Origin of the sequence: Corallococcus macrosporus DSM 14697 (assembly GCF_002305895.1) — a bacterium.
GTDB lineage: Bacteria > Myxococcota > Myxococcia > Myxococcales > Myxococcaceae > Myxococcus > Myxococcus macrosporus.
Genome location: NZ_CP022203.1, coordinates 2201672 through 2216442 on the forward strand (window position 1 = coordinate 2201672; position 14771 = coordinate 2216442).

The 14771-nt window shown below is 65.1% G+C and carries 14 protein-coding genes and 1 pseudogene; 7 read left to right on the forward strand and 8 right to left on the reverse strand.

The window, feature by feature from the left end; translation table 11 throughout:
• The first annotated feature begins 78 nt into the window (after positions 1-78).
• The 7 genes from MYMAC_RS36750 to arsN2 all read left to right on the forward strand — a co-directional run bounded on the left by MYMAC_RS36750 (position 79) and on the right by arsN2 (position 6960).
• Positions 79-600, forward strand: coding sequence for a hypothetical protein (locus MYMAC_RS36750; RefSeq protein WP_157757479.1), 522 nt, complete (start codon positions 79-81; stop codon positions 598-600).
• Between the two features lie 1094 nt (positions 601-1694).
• Positions 1695-2222 carry an integrase core domain-containing protein gene (locus MYMAC_RS09285; protein ID WP_095957821.1) on the forward strand — a complete coding sequence of 176 codons (528 nt, stop codon included), beginning with the start codon at positions 1695-1697 and terminating at the stop codon, positions 2220-2222.
• A gap of 289 nt (positions 2223-2511) precedes the next feature.
• Positions 2512-3567: a virulence RhuM family protein gene (locus MYMAC_RS09290; RefSeq protein WP_095957822.1), complete on the forward strand. Its 1056-nt coding sequence runs from the start codon at positions 2512-2514 to the stop codon at positions 3565-3567.
• Positions 3568-4618: 1051 nt separating this feature from the next.
• Positions 4619-4984, forward strand: coding sequence for an ArsR/SmtB family transcription factor (locus tag MYMAC_RS09295; RefSeq protein ID WP_095957823.1), 366 nt, complete (start codon positions 4619-4621; stop codon positions 4982-4984).
• A gap of 16 nt (positions 4985-5000) precedes the next feature.
• Positions 5001-6119 carry an ACR3 family arsenite efflux transporter gene (gene arsB / locus MYMAC_RS09300; RefSeq protein WP_095957824.1) on the forward strand — a complete coding sequence of 373 codons (1119 nt, stop codon included), beginning with the start codon at positions 5001-5003 and terminating at the stop codon, positions 6117-6119.
• Complete coding sequence (locus MYMAC_RS09305) at positions 6116-6517, forward strand: arsenate reductase ArsC (protein ID WP_095957825.1); 402 nt, start codon at positions 6116-6118, stop codon at positions 6515-6517. Before arsB ends, MYMAC_RS09305 begins: the two co-directional genes overlap by 4 nt.
• Entirely contained in the window at positions 6514-6960 is a 447-nt protein-coding gene (gene arsN2 / locus MYMAC_RS09310; RefSeq protein WP_095961542.1) for an arsenic resistance N-acetyltransferase ArsN2, read from the forward strand. The genes MYMAC_RS09305 and arsN2 overlap by 4 nt, the downstream gene beginning before the upstream one ends.
• Positions 6961-6986: 26 nt before the next feature.
• Here arsN2 and MYMAC_RS09315 read toward each other — a convergent pair whose 3' ends face one another.
• The 8 genes and pseudogenes from MYMAC_RS09315 to MYMAC_RS09355 all read right to left on the reverse strand — a co-directional run bounded on the left by MYMAC_RS09315 (position 6987) and on the right by MYMAC_RS09355 (position 14620).
• A complete protein-coding gene (locus MYMAC_RS09315; protein WP_095957826.1) occupies positions 6987-7346 on the reverse strand; it encodes an ArsR/SmtB family transcription factor in 360 nt (119 codons plus the stop codon).
• Positions 7346-7918 (reverse strand): hypothetical protein, encoded by a 573-nt coding sequence (locus tag MYMAC_RS09320; protein WP_095957827.1) that lies wholly within the window; start codon positions 7916-7918, stop codon positions 7346-7348. Before MYMAC_RS09320 ends, MYMAC_RS09315 begins: the two co-directional genes overlap by 1 nt.
• Before the next feature lie 107 nt (positions 7919-8025).
• Positions 8026-8421 (reverse strand): annotated as a pseudogene (locus MYMAC_RS09325) (N-acetyltransferase family protein); the annotation flags it as partial.
• A gap of 246 nt (positions 8422-8667) precedes the next feature.
• Entirely contained in the window at positions 8668-9084 is a 417-nt protein-coding gene (locus MYMAC_RS09330) for a DUF5666 domain-containing protein (protein ID WP_095957828.1), read from the reverse strand.
• Positions 9085-9112: 28 nt separating this feature from the next.
• A complete protein-coding gene (locus MYMAC_RS09335) occupies positions 9113-9715 on the reverse strand; it encodes a c-type cytochrome (RefSeq protein ID WP_095957829.1) in 603 nt (200 codons plus the stop codon).
• Between the two features lie 36 nt (positions 9716-9751).
• Entirely contained in the window at positions 9752-12220 is a 2469-nt protein-coding gene (locus MYMAC_RS09340; protein WP_095957830.1) for a heavy metal translocating P-type ATPase, read from the reverse strand.
• Positions 12221-12782: 562 nt separating this feature from the next.
• A complete protein-coding gene (locus MYMAC_RS09350) occupies positions 12783-13289 on the reverse strand; it encodes a DUF305 domain-containing protein (protein WP_239989444.1) in 507 nt (168 codons plus the stop codon).
• A gap of 296 nt (positions 13290-13585) precedes the next feature.
• Positions 13586-14620 (reverse strand): YncE family protein, encoded by a 1035-nt coding sequence (locus MYMAC_RS09355; RefSeq protein ID WP_095957831.1) that lies wholly within the window; start codon positions 14618-14620, stop codon positions 13586-13588.
• Positions 14621-14771 lie beyond the last annotated feature (151 nt).

Here is a 14771-nt window from a genome sequence, read left to right on the forward strand (position 1 = left end):
ATCCCCGGAGGCACGTCGCGGTCACGTGCCTCTGGGGGGCCGCCGCAGTTCGTCACCCGCATGCGAGTGCGCCCAGACATGTCCATCTCCTTCAAGTCGTGGCTCATCTTCCTCGTCATTGTGCCCCTTTCTGCGTTTCTCGCGGGCCGGCACGCGGCGCCCGACGCGAACGCCCATGTTCTCGAAGAACTCGAACATCAGCGTGGGATGCTCGAAACCCTTGTGAAGCAAACGGCGTTACCCTCCAACGCGCCCTGCGGCCCCCCTCCGCCCCCCGCAAGTGTGGATGTTGCACTGCTTCGAGCCGAACTCGCCCTGGCGCTCCGCGAGGCTCTGTCCCTGAGTCATACCTCAGCCCGTACCGATTCTGCTGAAGCTTCTGAAGAAGCACCACTCCAGAGCCTCTCTGCCGTCGAGGAAACACACCGTCTGCTCGACGCCGCGCTTCGCGCTCGCCGATGGACCGTAGGGGATGCGCAAGCGTTCCGTGAATCACTCGGCATCATGCCACCGGATCAGCGTAACGAAGCTATCCGTCGGCTCATCACGACGATCAACAGTCAAGAACTCGAAGTGCAGACTGGGGCGGCTCCATTCTGAACGGAGGGGCGCCGCCTCGCGTTAGTCGGCGCGGCCTACGAACCACCACGAACCAAAGAGAGAAAGCGTTCTCGCGGCATGAAGCAGGAGGAGTCTCTGCCCGGAGGTGCAACAGTTCATTCGTAGCGGAAGCGCATCCGCGACGATGGGCGGATTCCTGCATATGTGAAGTACGGAGCCATGGATGTGTCGGTGGCGTCACTGGGGCGAAGATGCACGGCAACGCACGAGAACCATTACCATTCCTCTGGGCTGCGGCGTAGTCGTTAGCGCGGCACGACTGGCGCGCCGGATGAACCACTGGCTCAAGTAGATGAAAATGCGCGCTGCCCCGAGGGTGTGTGCAACGCCCCGTGTGTCTCCGGAGCACACCTGTGGCTACCGATTATTCGGGTCCGGCGAGAAGTGCGCCTCAGCGAACGCGTCATTGCGTGCGCAGTCCTGAGGATGGAGCCCGAAGAATGCACGGGCATGATGCGGTGAAGGCGGGTTGATGTGCGCAGGTGTCTCTGTGAGGCCACGCGGTCCGTCACGGGGCGCGGCAGAATTCTGGCGTGTTGGCTACGGCCGACAAGAATGGCAAGATGCGGGCCGTCGTAAAGGCGCTTGCTCAAACGTTGCGCTCGGCCTTGCGGAGCCGCTCGGAGCTGGCGCTGGAGAACCTGGCTCTTCGCCAGCAACTTGCAGTCTTCCGTGAGATGCTCCCATCCCCAAGGCTTGCTCGGGGCGACCGCGTCTTCTGGGTCGTTCTCCAACGCCTCTAGCAGGGGTGGCGAAGACCACTGTGCTTTGTGCAGCCGGCGACAGTGGTGAAGTGGCATCGGATGGGCTTTCGGCTCTTCTGGCGCTGGAAGTCCCGGAGTCGGCTGGGGCGGCCTCGGGCAACTCCGGAACTGCGCGCGTTGATTCGGCGAATGGCCGAAGCCAACCCGACATGGGGGGCTCCGCGCATTCACGGGGAGTTGCTGGAATTGGGGATGGAGGTAGGCCAGACAACGGTCGCTCGTTACATACCCAGACCGAGAAGGGGAGCGCCGAAACCATCACCAACATGGCGGAACTTCTTGCGCTTGCATCTGGCGGAGTCCGCAGGGATGGACTTCTTTGTCATTCCGACTGCGACGTTTGGAGTGCTGTTGGGATTTGTGGTTGTGAGTCACCGAGACAGGCGAATCCTCCACCTCAATGTGACAGCGCACCCGACGGAAGAATGGACGAAGCAGCAGTTGCGAGAGGCCTTTCCCTGGGCCAGTGCTCCGAGGTACTTGCACCGAGATAGGGACAAGCTCTACTCCGAGGGCGTTCGCGCCACGCTTACCCATTTGGGGATTCGCGAGGTGCCGAGTGCAGCACGGTGTCCGTGGCAGAATCCCTATGCGGAGAGAGTCATCGGCTCGATACGTAGGGAGCTGCTGGACCATGTCGTCGTCCTGAACGAAACTCACGCTCGGCGCCTGCTGCGCGAATACCAGCGCTACTACAACGCGAGCCGGACGCACCTGGCGCTCGGGAAAGATGCGCCCGAGACGCGTGCGGTGCAGGGGCCGGAGCACGGAGCCAAGGTGATAGAGCTACGGGAAGTCTTCGGGCTCCACCACCGGTACGAGCGCCGCACTGCATAGCGTCTCGGTCCTTCCAACAACACCCTCGAAGATCCGCTCGTGGTGCATCAGCCTACCTGCGTTCGCAGGACGGGAGGGGAGTGTCCACATACTTCTATCAAATGGAAGAGAAGGCCCAGCGGCCCGTCATGCGCATCGCCCACATCATGACGCGCGTTTTGACGCAGCCTTGACGCACGCATGACGCAGCAACCGAATATTGGGTAGGCACAGGGCTTCTGGCTGCGCGATTTGTTAGAGAACTTCTGGCGACCTACTTAGGGACGCAGCACGACGCTAGGAGCCGACAGTGACGAAGTCGACCGAGGGCACGCCGAAGGGCGAGCTGATCCTCTACCAAACTGAGGACGGGCGCGCGCGCATCGAGTGCCGCTTCGAAGACGAGTCGGTCTGGCTCACGCAGGCGCTCATGGCTCAGCTCTTCGACATCGGCGTCGGGACGGTGAACCACCACCTGAAGGGGATTTTCGCCGAGGGGGAACTGGCGCCGGAGGCAACTATTCGACGCCATCGAATAGTTCGAACCGAGGGGCAGCGCACCGTCGCGCGCGAACTCGAGCACTACAACCTCGAGGCGATCCTCGCCGTCGGCTTCCGCGTCCGCAGTCATCGCGGCACTCAGTTCCGCAAGTGGGCGAACGCTCGTCTGTCGGAGTACCTGGTCAAGGGCTTCACGATGGACGACGAGCGACTGAAGAACCCGCCCGGTCCAGGCCACACGGACTACTTCGACGAGCTGCTTGAGCGGATTCGCGACATCCGCGCGTCCGAGCGGCGCTTCTACCAGAAGGTCCTCGACATCTACGCGACGAGCGTCGACTACCAGCCCGACATCGACCTCTCGCAGCAGTTCTTTGCGATGGTGCAGAACAAGATGCACTGGGCCGCGCACGGGCACACGGCCGCCGAGATCGTCCACGAGCGCGCCGACGGCGAGAAGCCCTTCATGGGGCTGCAAACGACGCGGCCGGGAGGCGTGGTCCGCAAGGCCGACGCCGCGATCGCGAAGGACTACCTGACCGAGCCCGAGCTGCAGGTCCTCCATCGCATCGTGAACCTCTACATCGAGTTCGCTGAGCTGCAGGCGCTCGAGCGGAAGCCGATGACGATGCGCGACTGGGTCGAAAAGCTCGACGAGTTCCTCAAGGCGTCCGGCCGCAAGCTGCTCAATCACGCGGGGACAATCTCGGCAGAAGTGGCGAAGGCGAAGGCCGAGCGCGAGTATGAGCGCTACCAGGCGCTCCAGGACGCGAAACCGCGCATGATCGACGCCGCCTTCGAGGCGACAGCGAATCAGCTCAAGAAGTCTGCCCAGACGCGCGGGAAGAAGGGGCGCGGCAATTGATGTGCTGCACCCTCGCGCCCCTGCTTCGCGGACGGTTCGCCCGGGCGCTCTTTGTCCGCGGGCCGCGCCAAGCGTCCCAGCCCGCGCTTCGGGCGCACCACGAGCCAATGTGGGCGCACTGGTGGCGGCCGGCGGCGGGCTCGGTAGACCGCCTTAGGGGGACTCGGGGAGGTTCATGGGCTCTGGCTGAAGGGCTCCCTGCCTGCTCTTGCCCCGTTCACCTGCCCACTCACGCCCCCGATGCCCGCGAGTCGCGCCGAGCGCTCCTCGGCAACCACTCGATTTCCCAAGCGCAAATCCCTTGTGATTCAGGGGCTTAAGCACGAAGGCCCCGCGATATTCATCGCGAGGCCCGTGTAAAACAAAAGGGCCCTACCGGTTGGTAGGGCCCTTCGTTCAGCTCCCCGAACGAAGCCCTGCGCGAACTCGTTCTCGGCTTTTCTCTCAGAGGACTCAAACTCTCTGAGGGCCATAAACCGAGTAATATCCAGCGGTTTCAAAGAGGGGGCTGGGCGAGCCCTTCAATCGGGGGCCGATTGAATGTCCGCAAACTACACTGTGGGTGGCCTCTCGTCCATGGTTCAGATCCTCCGGCGCCCGCTTCACAGCGAGTGCGTGGCGATGCGGTGCGCATGGGCTTGAGGGGGACTCGACGAGGTGGGTGAAAGTCGCATGCCTTCGAGGTACGCGCAGGCTTAGGGACGGAGCCCTGCCCAGGTGGCCCATCCCGGCCACAGCCTCCACGGGGGCGAGCCTGACGCGCCTAGGTGCCGCTGCCGCAAGCGCGAGGCCATGGGCCGCTCAAGATACTTCTAGGCCAGGTTGGGCGTCGGCGGTGTTCCTCGCCGTCCAGCGTAAACGCGGGACGGCGTCCTGCTCGTCATCCCCAAGAGGTGGCTAGGGCCGCTGGGCTGTCGGTGCAGGGGTAGGGGCGTGAGCCTTCGGTTGGTGGGTAGTCCCCTCTTGGCCCGCTGCTGCCGGGCATCACCGTAAGGGTGCAGAGACCAAAGAGGTAGCGCGCAACACGACATTTGAATATTGTGATGTCGTCATGCCGGTCGCTGCTACTTCTCTAGATGTTCGCTCCGCCTCCCGCCTCTTCAAGGCGCTGGGGGACGAGACCCGTCTACGCATCGTCGCGCTCCTCAGCCATGGCGAGCTGTGCGTTTGCCACTTTGAATCCGCCCTCGGGCTGACCCAGTCCAACACTTCCCGCCAACTCGGAGTGCTGAAGAACGCAGGCGTCGTCGAGGCTCGCCGGGACGGAAGCTGGGTGTACTACCGCCTTGCCCCGCAGATGGAAGAGGTGTGCAAGGCCCAACTCGAGGCGCTCGTGGCGGCCTTCGCGAAACGGGACGCCCTCGGCGAAGACGTCGAGCGCCTCCTCAAATCCCTCGGTCCCAACGCCTGCAAGTAACCCCGAGAGCTTTCTCATGCCCGCTACTTCTGCTCCGGACAGCATCGTCAAGAAGCTCTCCGTCATTGACCGGTTTCTGCCGGTGTGGATCTTCGCCGCCATGGGCCTGGGCATCGGCCTGGGCAGGGCTTTCCCGGACCTGGGCGCGCGCCTGGACACGGTGAAGTTGGACACCGTGTCCCTGCCCATTGCCATCGGCCTCTTGTGGATGATGTACCCGGTGCTCGCGAAGGTTCGCTACGGCGAGTTGGGCCGGTTGCGCGCGCGGGGCAAGCTCTTCACCACGTCCCTCGTGCTCAACTGGGTTGTGGGACCAGTCTTGATGTTTGCCCTGGCCTGGCTCTTCCTTCCAGACCTTCCGCACTACCGCAATGGCCTCGTGCTCATCGGCCTCGCCCGGTGCATCGCCATGGTCCTCATCTGGAACATGCTCGCGTGCGGGAGCAATGAGGTGGCTGCCGTGCTGGTGGCGCTCAACTCCGTCTTCCAGATTCTCTTCTACTCGGTACTCGGTTGGCTCTTCCTCACCGTCATCCCGGGCTGGCTTGGCGCGGATGTGGCGGCGTTCGACGTGTCCATGTGGAGCATCGCCAAGAGCGTTCTCATCTTCTTGGGCGTGCCCCTCTTGGCTGGCGCGCTGACGCGCATCGGACTCACTCGACTCAAGGGGGAGGCCTGGTACGAGCAGCGCTTCCTGCCTCGCTTGGGGCCGACGGCGCTCATTGGTCTGCTCTACACCATCGTCCTCATGTTCGCGATGCAGGGAGAGAAGATTACCCGCCTGCCGCTGGACGTGGTGCGCATCTCCCTCCCGTTGGTCGTCTACTTCGGCATCATGTTCACCAGCGCCTTCTTCCTCTCTCGGAAGCTGGGCTTCTCCTACGAGGAGACGGCGTCACTGTCCTTCACGGCGGCGGGCAACAACTTCGAGCTGGCCATCGCCGTAGCAGTGGGCGTGTTCGGCATGGCCTCGGGCGAAGCTCTTGCCGGCGTGGTCGGGCCGCTCATTGAGGTGCCCGCACTCATTGCTCTCGTCTACCTGTCTCTCTGGCTTAAGCGCCGTCTCTTTCCAACTGCGGCAGGCGCCGTCATGCCGAGGCGGTTCGATGCGTCCTCGCAGGAGTCGACACGATGAACACCGTCATCTTCGCGTGTGTCCACAACGCTGGTCGCTCGCAGATGGCGGCGGCCTTCTTCAACGCCCTGTCGGACCCAACAAAGGCGCGTGCCGTGTCTGCTGGCACCCAGCCGGGAGCACGTGTTCACCCTGAAGTGCAGGCCGCAATGGCGGAGGTCGGCATCGACCTATCGGGCGCCAAGCCTCAGCGCCTCACGGATGAACTGGCCCAGGGCGCTCAGTGGCTCATCACCATGGGCTGTGGCGATGCCTGCCCGTACGTGCCTGGGCTGAAGCGCGGTGACTGGCCTCTGGAGGACCCGAAGGGCAAGTCGGTGGAGCGCGTGCGCGAGATTCGCGACGACGTGCGTGCCCGGGTTGTCGAGCTCCTGGCCACCGAGCAGTGGGGGCGATGATGCTCACCCTTCGGACCGCCCGTCCCGCCGACCTCGGCGCAGTTGAAGCACTCCTCTCTGCCGCAGGCCTGCCCCTACAAGGAGTGGCTGACCACCTGCCTCAGTTCGTAGTCGCAGAGCGCGAAGGCGCGCTCGTGGCTGCAGCAGGGTTGGAGCTGTACGGGACGAGCGCCCTTCTGCGCTCCGTTGTCGTGAGCGAGGGCCAGAAGGGGAAAGGCGTGGGGGCAGAGTTGGTCCAGCGGCTCGTGGAGCGAGCCCGCGCGGATGGACTGGAAGCGCTGTTTCTACTCACCACGACTGCAGCGGACTACTTCCCGCGCTTCGGTTTTGTTCGCATCGACCGCGCCATCTTGCCCCCAGAGCTCCATGAATCCGAGGAACTTCGTGGAGCGTGCCCCGCGAGCGCGGTCGTGATGCGCCGCCTTCTGGCGCATCGGCATTAGGCACCGAGCGCATTCCGCGAGCTGCTCTACTTGCCACCGGAGGGCGGGCAGCAGATGGGGGCAAGTTCCCGCGCGCGGGAGAGGAGACCCTCGAACGCCGCGAGGAAGGACTGGCCGTCCACCTCGTAGATGCGATGCTTCCCTTCGCTGCGTGCGCGGACCACCCCGACGTCGTTCAGCACCTTGAGGTGGCGTGAGATGACGGAGCGGTCCTGGGGAAGGTGCGCTGCAATGGCGCCAACGTCGGCGGGGCCGTAGCGCAGGAGCACCTTCAGCAGCTCCAGTCGCGCAGGCTCCGTGAGCGCACGCAAGAAGGCCGAGTCCAGGAGGCAGATCAGTTCGTCAACGCTCCGGGACCAAGCCTCCGTTGGACGTTTCGCTGCCATCAGCTCGTTCTACCCCATGCCCGGGCCCAGCGGCACGCCGGTGTCACCGCCCACCGGCACCCCAGCCAGACGTGGATGACTGCGGCCAGGATGGCGCCAGGCAGGAGGAACTCCACCGCCGAGCGCACGAACTCTGGATGGTTGGGCGCCGGGCTGCTTGCTGCCCTCAGGTTCCATGCCTCAGGCGGAACCGCAGCCAGCGCTAGTGCGAGGGCTCCCACGCGCAGCGTGGTGAGTACCACATGGAGCGAGTACTCGAAGGAGCTCAACCCACCGATGCCTGCCCTGCTATCGCGCTCGGCGAAGGTGTCGAAGAGCTCGACGACCTGGTCAGTGGCCACCAGCGCCAGTCCCACCCACAACACTGCCCCCTGCGGCGGCGCGAGGAACAGCGTTGCGAGAGTTGGCGGGAAGAGAAGGGCGCGGGCTGTGTGCAGCCAGTGCTCCCGCTGAGACTCCGGTCGTGCGTAGAGACGATAGCGCCAGAGGTGCAGGTACACTCCATCCACCGCCGAGGCGAGGGCGAACAGAAGAAGCAGGATGGTCGAGGCGAGGACGAGATTGGTGCTCATTGCTTCCTCCAGGACGCGTGCATTTAGATGCACGTGTGCATGTAGATGCACGTGATGTCAAGGCGACTTCGTCCGTGCACGGGCGCCGAGTGCCGCAGATTCGCTGGCTACCGCTGGGCCGCGTCCAAGCGCCGCTCGACGATGACCACGTCTTTCCACTCGCCCGCCAGCTTCGCGTGGCGCCGGTAGATGCCCGCTTCGCGGAAGCCCACCGTATGCAGCAGTACCCGGCTGGCGCTGTTTTCGACGAGAACGTGCGAGACGAGCTTCCAGAAGCCCGCTGCTTCTGCGGCATCGATGAGCGCCGCCATCGCAAGTCGCCCAGCGCCTCGCCCGCGGGCAGCCCGGTCGACGTAAACCGAAAACTCAGCGATGCCTGCGTAGCACTCGCGCGGTCGGTGCGTTGAGGTTGAAGCGAATGCCACCACGCAGCCCTCGGCCTCCACTGCGACAACAGGGTGGACGCCGTCGAACCAGCTGCGCACGTCGTCTGCGGTGCGCGGCTTCTTTTCGAAGACGCGGCGCGGTCTTCGAAGCCTTGGCTATAGATGCAGGCAACAGTTTCTGAATCCGAGAGGGATGCACCCTCTGTCATACGAACGAGGTGAGGTTGGGCACGGGGCCTACAAGCGTGGCGCTTCTCTTCACACTCGCCTTCCTGCGCGCAGGCTGTGGAGCCATGCGAGCAGGCGTCAGTAGCAATGTTCGGCTTCGCTCGCGAAGCTGCAGGAACCGACGACAGTTACGGCTCAGTGTCCCGAATGCTCGTGGGACTTCTCCTGCGCCGGCAGGCCAGCGGCACCCTCTGTGCCACCCTGCTGGCCCGCAGGGCCCTTGGCGGGCGGCTTGCCGAACTTCACCAACTGCGCATGCACCTGCCCGTTGTTCATCTTCATGCCGTGGACGACGACGCGCTCGCCGGCCTTGAGGTCGGCTGCGGTGACTGCCACACCGCTCTTCTCGTAACGAGTGTTGGGGTCCGTCATCACGTCTTGCTGCTTCCCGTCGCTCGTTTCCACTACGAGAGTGTTCTGCTTCACCTCCTTCATCGTCCCCATGACGTGAACCCCATCCTTGCCGTGGGCGAGGGCTATGGCCGGGGTCAGCAGTGCGAGGGTTATCAGGACGATGCCGGTGAGGCGGGGACGGTGCATGTGGGGCTGCATGGCGTTGCTCTCCTTGTGTGAGTGCGAGCTACTGTCCTTCGAGGAACTCGTCCTCCATGCGCTTCTCGTTGAGCTCATGCTGGGACTGGGGCATGGCGGCCTTTATGTCGTCGAGTTCTTCCGGGCTGAGGCGCGGCAACGTGCGGATGAGCCCGACGAGGGCCCAGCTGTCGTTGTTGCCCGCGTCGTCGTGGGCTTGCCCCCAGGCGGGCATACCCGTCAGCCGGATGCCGTTCTGGATGATCCAGTACAGCTCGCCATCGCTCAGGTCTTGGGTCGGGGCCGCGCGCATGTCGGGGGGGCGTGGATAGAGCCCTTGCCCGATGGGTGTCTGTCCGCTGCCGTCCGCCGCGTGGCAGATGGCGCAGTGGTCACCCCAGTGCGCGCGCGCGTTGGCGAGCGCCTGCGACGGGAGGGGAATGAGCGGATTCTTCAGCTCCCGTGCACCCGCCGGCATGCTGAAGCTCCGTGCCGCACGTGCCACCTTTGCTTCGAGTGCCGAGGGCTCCTCCCGGGCCGAGAAGCCGCGGCGCGCCACGGCCAGCCCATACACCCCGCCACCCACGCCCAGGACGAGCGCCAGGGCTCCTATCACGGCCAGCCCCCCCACTACGGTACGGCGCAAGGTCACTGCGTCTTCTCCTCGTGAAGCTGACAAGAACGGTGGTTAGAGGTCGAGCCGCCTGAGCCGCAGGGCATTGGTGATGACGGAGACGGACGAGATGCTCATCGCCGCGCTGGCAATCATGGGGCTCAGCAGCAGTCCGAAGAATGGATAGAGGACCCCTGCGGCGATGGGGACGCCGAGCACGTTGTAAATGAACGCAAAGAAGAGGTTCTGGCGGATGTTGTGCACGGTACCGCGGCTGAGGTGCCGGGCGCGGACGATGCCGCGGAGATCTCCCTTCACCAGCGTGACAGCAGCGCTCTCCATCGCGATGTCGGTGCCCGTGCCCATCGCGATGCCCACGTTGGCCTGGGCGAGCGCGGGCGCGTCATTCACGCCGTCTCCGGCCATGGCCACCACCTGCCCCCCGGCCTGCAGGCGCTTCACCAGTGCGTTCTTCTCCTCGGGGCGCACCTCGGCATGGACTTCGTCAATACCCAGGCGACGGGCCACCGCTTCCGCCGTTGTCCGACTGTCGCCGGTGAGCATCACGAGGCGCAGCCCGTCGGCCCGCAGCTGCTGGACGGCCTCGGGCGTGGTGGCCTTCACCGGGTCTGCCACGCCCAATAGCCCCGCAGGTCTGCCGTCCACGGCGACGAACATCACCGTCTGGCCCTCCCGCCGCAGGGACTCCGCCTTCTGCTTGAGTGGCTCGGCGTCGATGCCGAGCCCCTCGAGGAGCCGGGCATTCCCCAGCGCCACCTGCGCACCGCCCACGCGGCCTGTCACTCCCTGGCCCGTCACGGACTTGAAGCCGGTGGCCTCCGTGAGGACGGCACCGCGCTCCTGCGCGCCCTTCACGATGGCGGACGCGAGAGGGTGCTCGCTGCCGCGCTCGATGCTGCCGGCCACGTGAAGCAGCCGCGCCTCGTCAAAGCCGGGGGCCGGCACCACCGTGGCGAGGCTCGGCCTGCCCTCGGTGAGTGTGCCCGTCTTGTCGACGATGAGAGTGTCCACCTTCGCCAACTCCTCGAGTGCCGCCGCGTCCCGGATGAGGACGCCGACCTGCGCGCCGCGACCCATGCCCACCACGATGGAGATGGGCGTGGCCAGGCCCAGGGCGCACGGGCACGCGATGATGAGGACGGCCACCGCGTTGACCAGCGCGTGGGCGAGGCGGGGCTCCGGCCCCCACAGCCCCCAGACGAACGCCGTCAGGACGGCGATGACCACCACGGCGGGCACGAACCAGCCGGAGACGGTGTCCGCCAGGCGCTGGATAGGGGCCCGGCTGCGCTGGGCTTCGGCCACCCGCTGCACGATTTGTGAGAGGAGGGTGTCGCGGCCGACGCGCTCCGCCCGCATCACGAAGCTGCCCGTGCCATTGACAGTCGAGCCCGTCACCCGGCTGCCGGGCGCCTTCTCGGAGGGAATGGGCTCACCCGTCACCATGGACTCGTCCACGGCGCTCTCGCCCTCCAGGACGATGCCATCCACGGGCACCTTCTCACCCGGGCGGACCCGGAGGCGGTCACCCACGTGGACCTGCTCCAACGGAACGTCCTCCTCGCGCCCGTCCTCGCGCAGCAACCGTGCCGTCTTCGGAGCCAGCCCGAGCAGCGCCTTCAAGGCTCCTGAGGTGGCATGACGGGCCCGGAGCTCCAGCACCTGACCCAGCAGCACCAGCGTGGTGATGACCGCCGCAGCCTCGAAGTACACGGGCACCTGGCCCCCATGGCCGATGAAGGAGTGGGGCAGGAGGCCGGGGAAGAGGGTGGCGAAGACGCTGAAGCCGTAGGCCGCGCCCGTTCCCAGTGCAATCAGCGTGAACATGTTGAGGTGCCGGTTGCGCACCGACGCCCAACCCCGCTGGAAGAAAGGGAAGCCGCCCCACAGCACAACGGGCGTCGCGAGGGCGAGCTGCACCCAGGCCATGAGCGGCCCTGGGACGAGGCGCTGCACGGGCTGCCCGGGAATCATCTCGGACATACCCAGCACGAACAGGGGGAGCGAGAGGGCAAGGCTCACCCAGAAGCGCCGCCGCATGTCGAGGTACTCCGGGTCCGGCGCTTCCTCAAGGGTGACAGTCCGTGGCTCAAGCGCCATGCCGCAAATGGGGCACGTCCCCGGCTCGGGCCGAACAATCTCCGGGTGCATCGGGCAGACGTACTCGGTGCGCGTTTGGATGACTGGCTGCTCGGGCTCCAGGGCCATTCCACACTTCGGGCAGGTGCCCGGGTGGTCCTGCCGCACCTCCGGGTCCATCGGGCAGATGTACGCGGTGCCCGCGGGCGCAGGTGCCGGCGGCGGCTGGGGCTCGGGCGCGAGGTACTTCTGCGGCTCCGCCTTGAACTTCTCGCGGCACTTCGGGTTGCAGAAGAAGTACGTGTGCCCCTCGTGCACGTGGCTGCCGCCCTTTGCGGCATGGGGGTCCACGAACATCCCGCAGACGGGGTCCTTCACTTTGCCCTCCGGCAGGTGTGGAGGGTGGTGCCCGGCGTGGACTTCTGGGGGGGGATGGGTCGTCATCGTCGCGCTTCCTTTCACCGGAGCTCACGAAGCACCCCATCACCTCTTACAGTTTCGGGTGAATTTGGAGGCGGTCCACGGCTGCCCGCCCGCTTCGAAGGGACGCTTTCAATGAGGAGGCCTCCCATTGCGGTAACAAGCAACCTGGGGGCCAGCCATGCCTGAGAGGTAAGTCCGCAGATCTGCTCAGGCGTGTCCCTTCACGGCGTAACCGGTGCTGTTACACCTCGATGATGTCGGTTACACCCGGTTTGCGAACCGCACGGGCGCGCTGGAACATGAGGGCCTGTCAGAACCGCTCCCGCATCTCCCGATGGCGTGAAGAGCTGGGCGGAACCTACCGCTCCTGGTTCCTCTGGGAGGAGCGCCTGAAGAACTTCTGCTCCATCCACCGCGGCTTGGCGACGGTGGTGGAGGATATAGAGAAGGGCACCTTCGGCAACGTGTACAAGGGGACGGAGAGTTGGAGCGCCACCGAGAGGCGATGGGTTGCTTCGGGCAGGGGCTCACGGCCGTCGAGGCGGTGGCTTGCCGCCTCCATCACTGAGTGTGTGCGGCCCCGCTACGGCTGGCTGCCGTACCAGGCCTTGCGCCAGGCAATCATCTGCCCAATCTCCTCTGCCTGTGCGTCAATGATTCTGCGGGCAAGGGTGCGGATCTCCGCGATGCTGCTCCGCCGCAGCGCGACGGCTGCCATCTGAATGGCCCCCGAGTGGTGCGGCATCATCGAGTCGATGAACGCCTTGTCGACATCAGGCTGCTGCGCAAGCTCGTTGGGCATCAGCATTCCGCTGTTCTGCATCTCCGACTCGCTCATCATGGTCGGCACGTCCGAGGAGCCGAAGTGGGCCTGCTTGAGGGCCTTCAGTTCGTCGATCTCCTGGCGCTGATCCTGAATCATCTTCGTCGCCAGTGCCCGGAGCTCCTGGCGCGTCCCTCGCTGCTCCTCGACAATGGCCATCTCGGTGGCCATCTGGTGGTGGGCGGCCATCATGTCGATGAACCGCTCGTCGGAGTAGTTGCCGTCCACAACGAGCTGTTCGGGGGCGACGCCATCGCCCATGGACATGCTATGGGAACTTGGCTCGTCGTCTCCGCAGCCTGCCACCACTGCGAGGAAGACGACCGCCAGGGCACGGCACATCATAGGGGAGCTCATATGTTCGCAGCCTCCAGGACCGACGTCCCGTACGCCTCGGCGAGCCGGGGCACCGGGAACACTCGCAGGACCGGAAGCTGAGCACGGTGCAGTTCCATGTCAGCTGTGAGCGGCGAGGTTACAGCCCTGGCCCGCGAGGCTTGCTTACGCGGTTTGGCGAACTCGCGCGCACTGCGACTTCAGGCCAGGGCTGCTGTTGGAAGGAGTCAGTGCTCGCGGAAGACGAGGCCGTTGGGCTTGGTGCCCACCGTGAGCGTCTTTCGGATGGTGCGCGAGGCGACGTCCACAACGCTGAGCGTCCCCGCTGTCTGGTTGGTGACGAAGGCGGTGGCACCGTCGGAAGAGAAGGTGATGCCATGTGCGCCGGCGCCAGTGGCGAGTTCCCCCTGGCGCGTCGTGGTGCCCGCGGCGAAGAAGATGAGCTTGCCGTTGTCAGTGTCCGTCACCCAGAGGTCACCGTTGGGAGCCGTGGCGGCCATGGCCGGCGTGAATCCCAGTGCGTAGATGCGCGCGACCTCAAGCGTCCCGGAGTTGATAGCGGTCAGGCTTTTCCCGTCCTCGTTGTCCACGTACATGAGGCCGTCGTTCCCCGGCCAGGCCCCCACGGGGTTGGCACCGACGGGCACTGTCTTCACTACCGCTTTAGTCACAGCGTCGATGACAGTGACGCTGTTTGAGTCACCGTTTGCGACGAACGCATACCGCCCATCCTGTGAGAACGTCACCTCCGCGGGCAATGCCCCCACGGTGACCGTCTGCTTCGGTTCCAGCGTCCGGCTGTCGAGTACGACGACCGCGCCCGGCTCCGCCATCAACGCCGTCCAGACTTCGGTGCCGTCTGATGAGAAGGCGCCGTTGTGGGGCATCGCGTCGAACTGCCGCACGGCCCGGGTCTCACCCGTCTTGGCGTCCAGGAGGAGGACTTTGCCCGGCATGGTGTGGCCCGCGTGGCCGCCGCCGTGCCCTTCACTCAGGTCCATTCCAGGGACGGCCACCACGAGCGAGGTCCCATCTGGGCTCAGGTTGACGTGGTGCGGATATGTCACCGCGTCCAGTTGGAGGGTACTCGCAACCTCCAACCGCTCCGCGTCGATGACGCTGAGGGAGTGGCTCCCACCATTCACGACGAAGATGACGTCCTTCTCGGCGGAGGGGAAGGTGTTCAAGTCGTCATCGCAGCCGCTCATGGTCAGTAATGCCAAGGAAGGGAGTGCCCACAGAGTTCGCTTGAGGAGTTCCATCAGTCGAGCCTTTCGGAATGACCGCGTGATGAGTCAGGTCATGGGAGGGTCAATAAATGTGTTCCATGTGCTATTGCAACTGTGTTTCTATTTTATCTCTGCCGTGGCGTTGAAGGGAGGGGCGAGGCGTTCCTTGACGTGCGTGGGCTGG

Bases quoted from the DNA above. Each gene is read 5' to 3' on its own strand.
- MYMAC_RS36750 (WP_157757479.1), top strand. From the start codon at position 79: ATGTCCATCTCCTTCAAGTCGTGGCTCATCTTCCTCGTCATTGTGCCC.
- MYMAC_RS09285 (WP_095957821.1), top strand. From the start codon at position 1,695: ATGGACTTCTTTGTCATTCCGACTGCGACGTTTGGAGTGCTGTTGGGA.
- MYMAC_RS09295 (WP_095957823.1), top strand. From the start codon at position 4,619: ATGCCGGTCGCTGCTACTTCTCTAGATGTTCGCTCCGCCTCCCGCCTC.
- arsB (WP_095957824.1), top strand. From the start codon at position 5,001: ATGCCCGCTACTTCTGCTCCGGACAGCATCGTCAAGAAGCTCTCCGTC.
- MYMAC_RS09305 (WP_095957825.1), top strand. From the start codon at position 6,116: ATGAACACCGTCATCTTCGCGTGTGTCCACAACGCTGGTCGCTCGCAG.
- arsN2 (WP_095961542.1), top strand. From the start codon at position 6,514: ATGATGCTCACCCTTCGGACCGCCCGTCCCGCCGACCTCGGCGCAGTT.
- MYMAC_RS09315 (WP_095957826.1), bottom strand. From the start codon at position 7,346: ATGGCAGCGAAACGTCCAACGGAGGCTTGGTCCCGGAGCGTTGACGAA.
- MYMAC_RS09320 (WP_095957827.1), bottom strand. From the start codon at position 7,918: ATGAGCACCAATCTCGTCCTCGCCTCGACCATCCTGCTTCTTCTGTTC.
- MYMAC_RS09330 (WP_095957828.1), bottom strand. From the start codon at position 9,084: ATGCAGCCCCACATGCACCGTCCCCGCCTCACCGGCATCGTCCTGATA.
- MYMAC_RS09340 (WP_095957830.1), bottom strand. From the start codon at position 12,220: ATGACGACCCATCCCCCCCCAGAAGTCCACGCCGGGCACCACCCTCCA.
- MYMAC_RS09350 (WP_239989444.1), bottom strand. From the start codon at position 13,289: ATGTCCATGGGCGATGGCGTCGCCCCCGAACAGCTCGTTGTGGACGGC.
- MYMAC_RS09355 (WP_095957831.1), bottom strand. From the start codon at position 14,620: ATGGAACTCCTCAAGCGAACTCTGTGGGCACTCCCTTCCTTGGCATTA.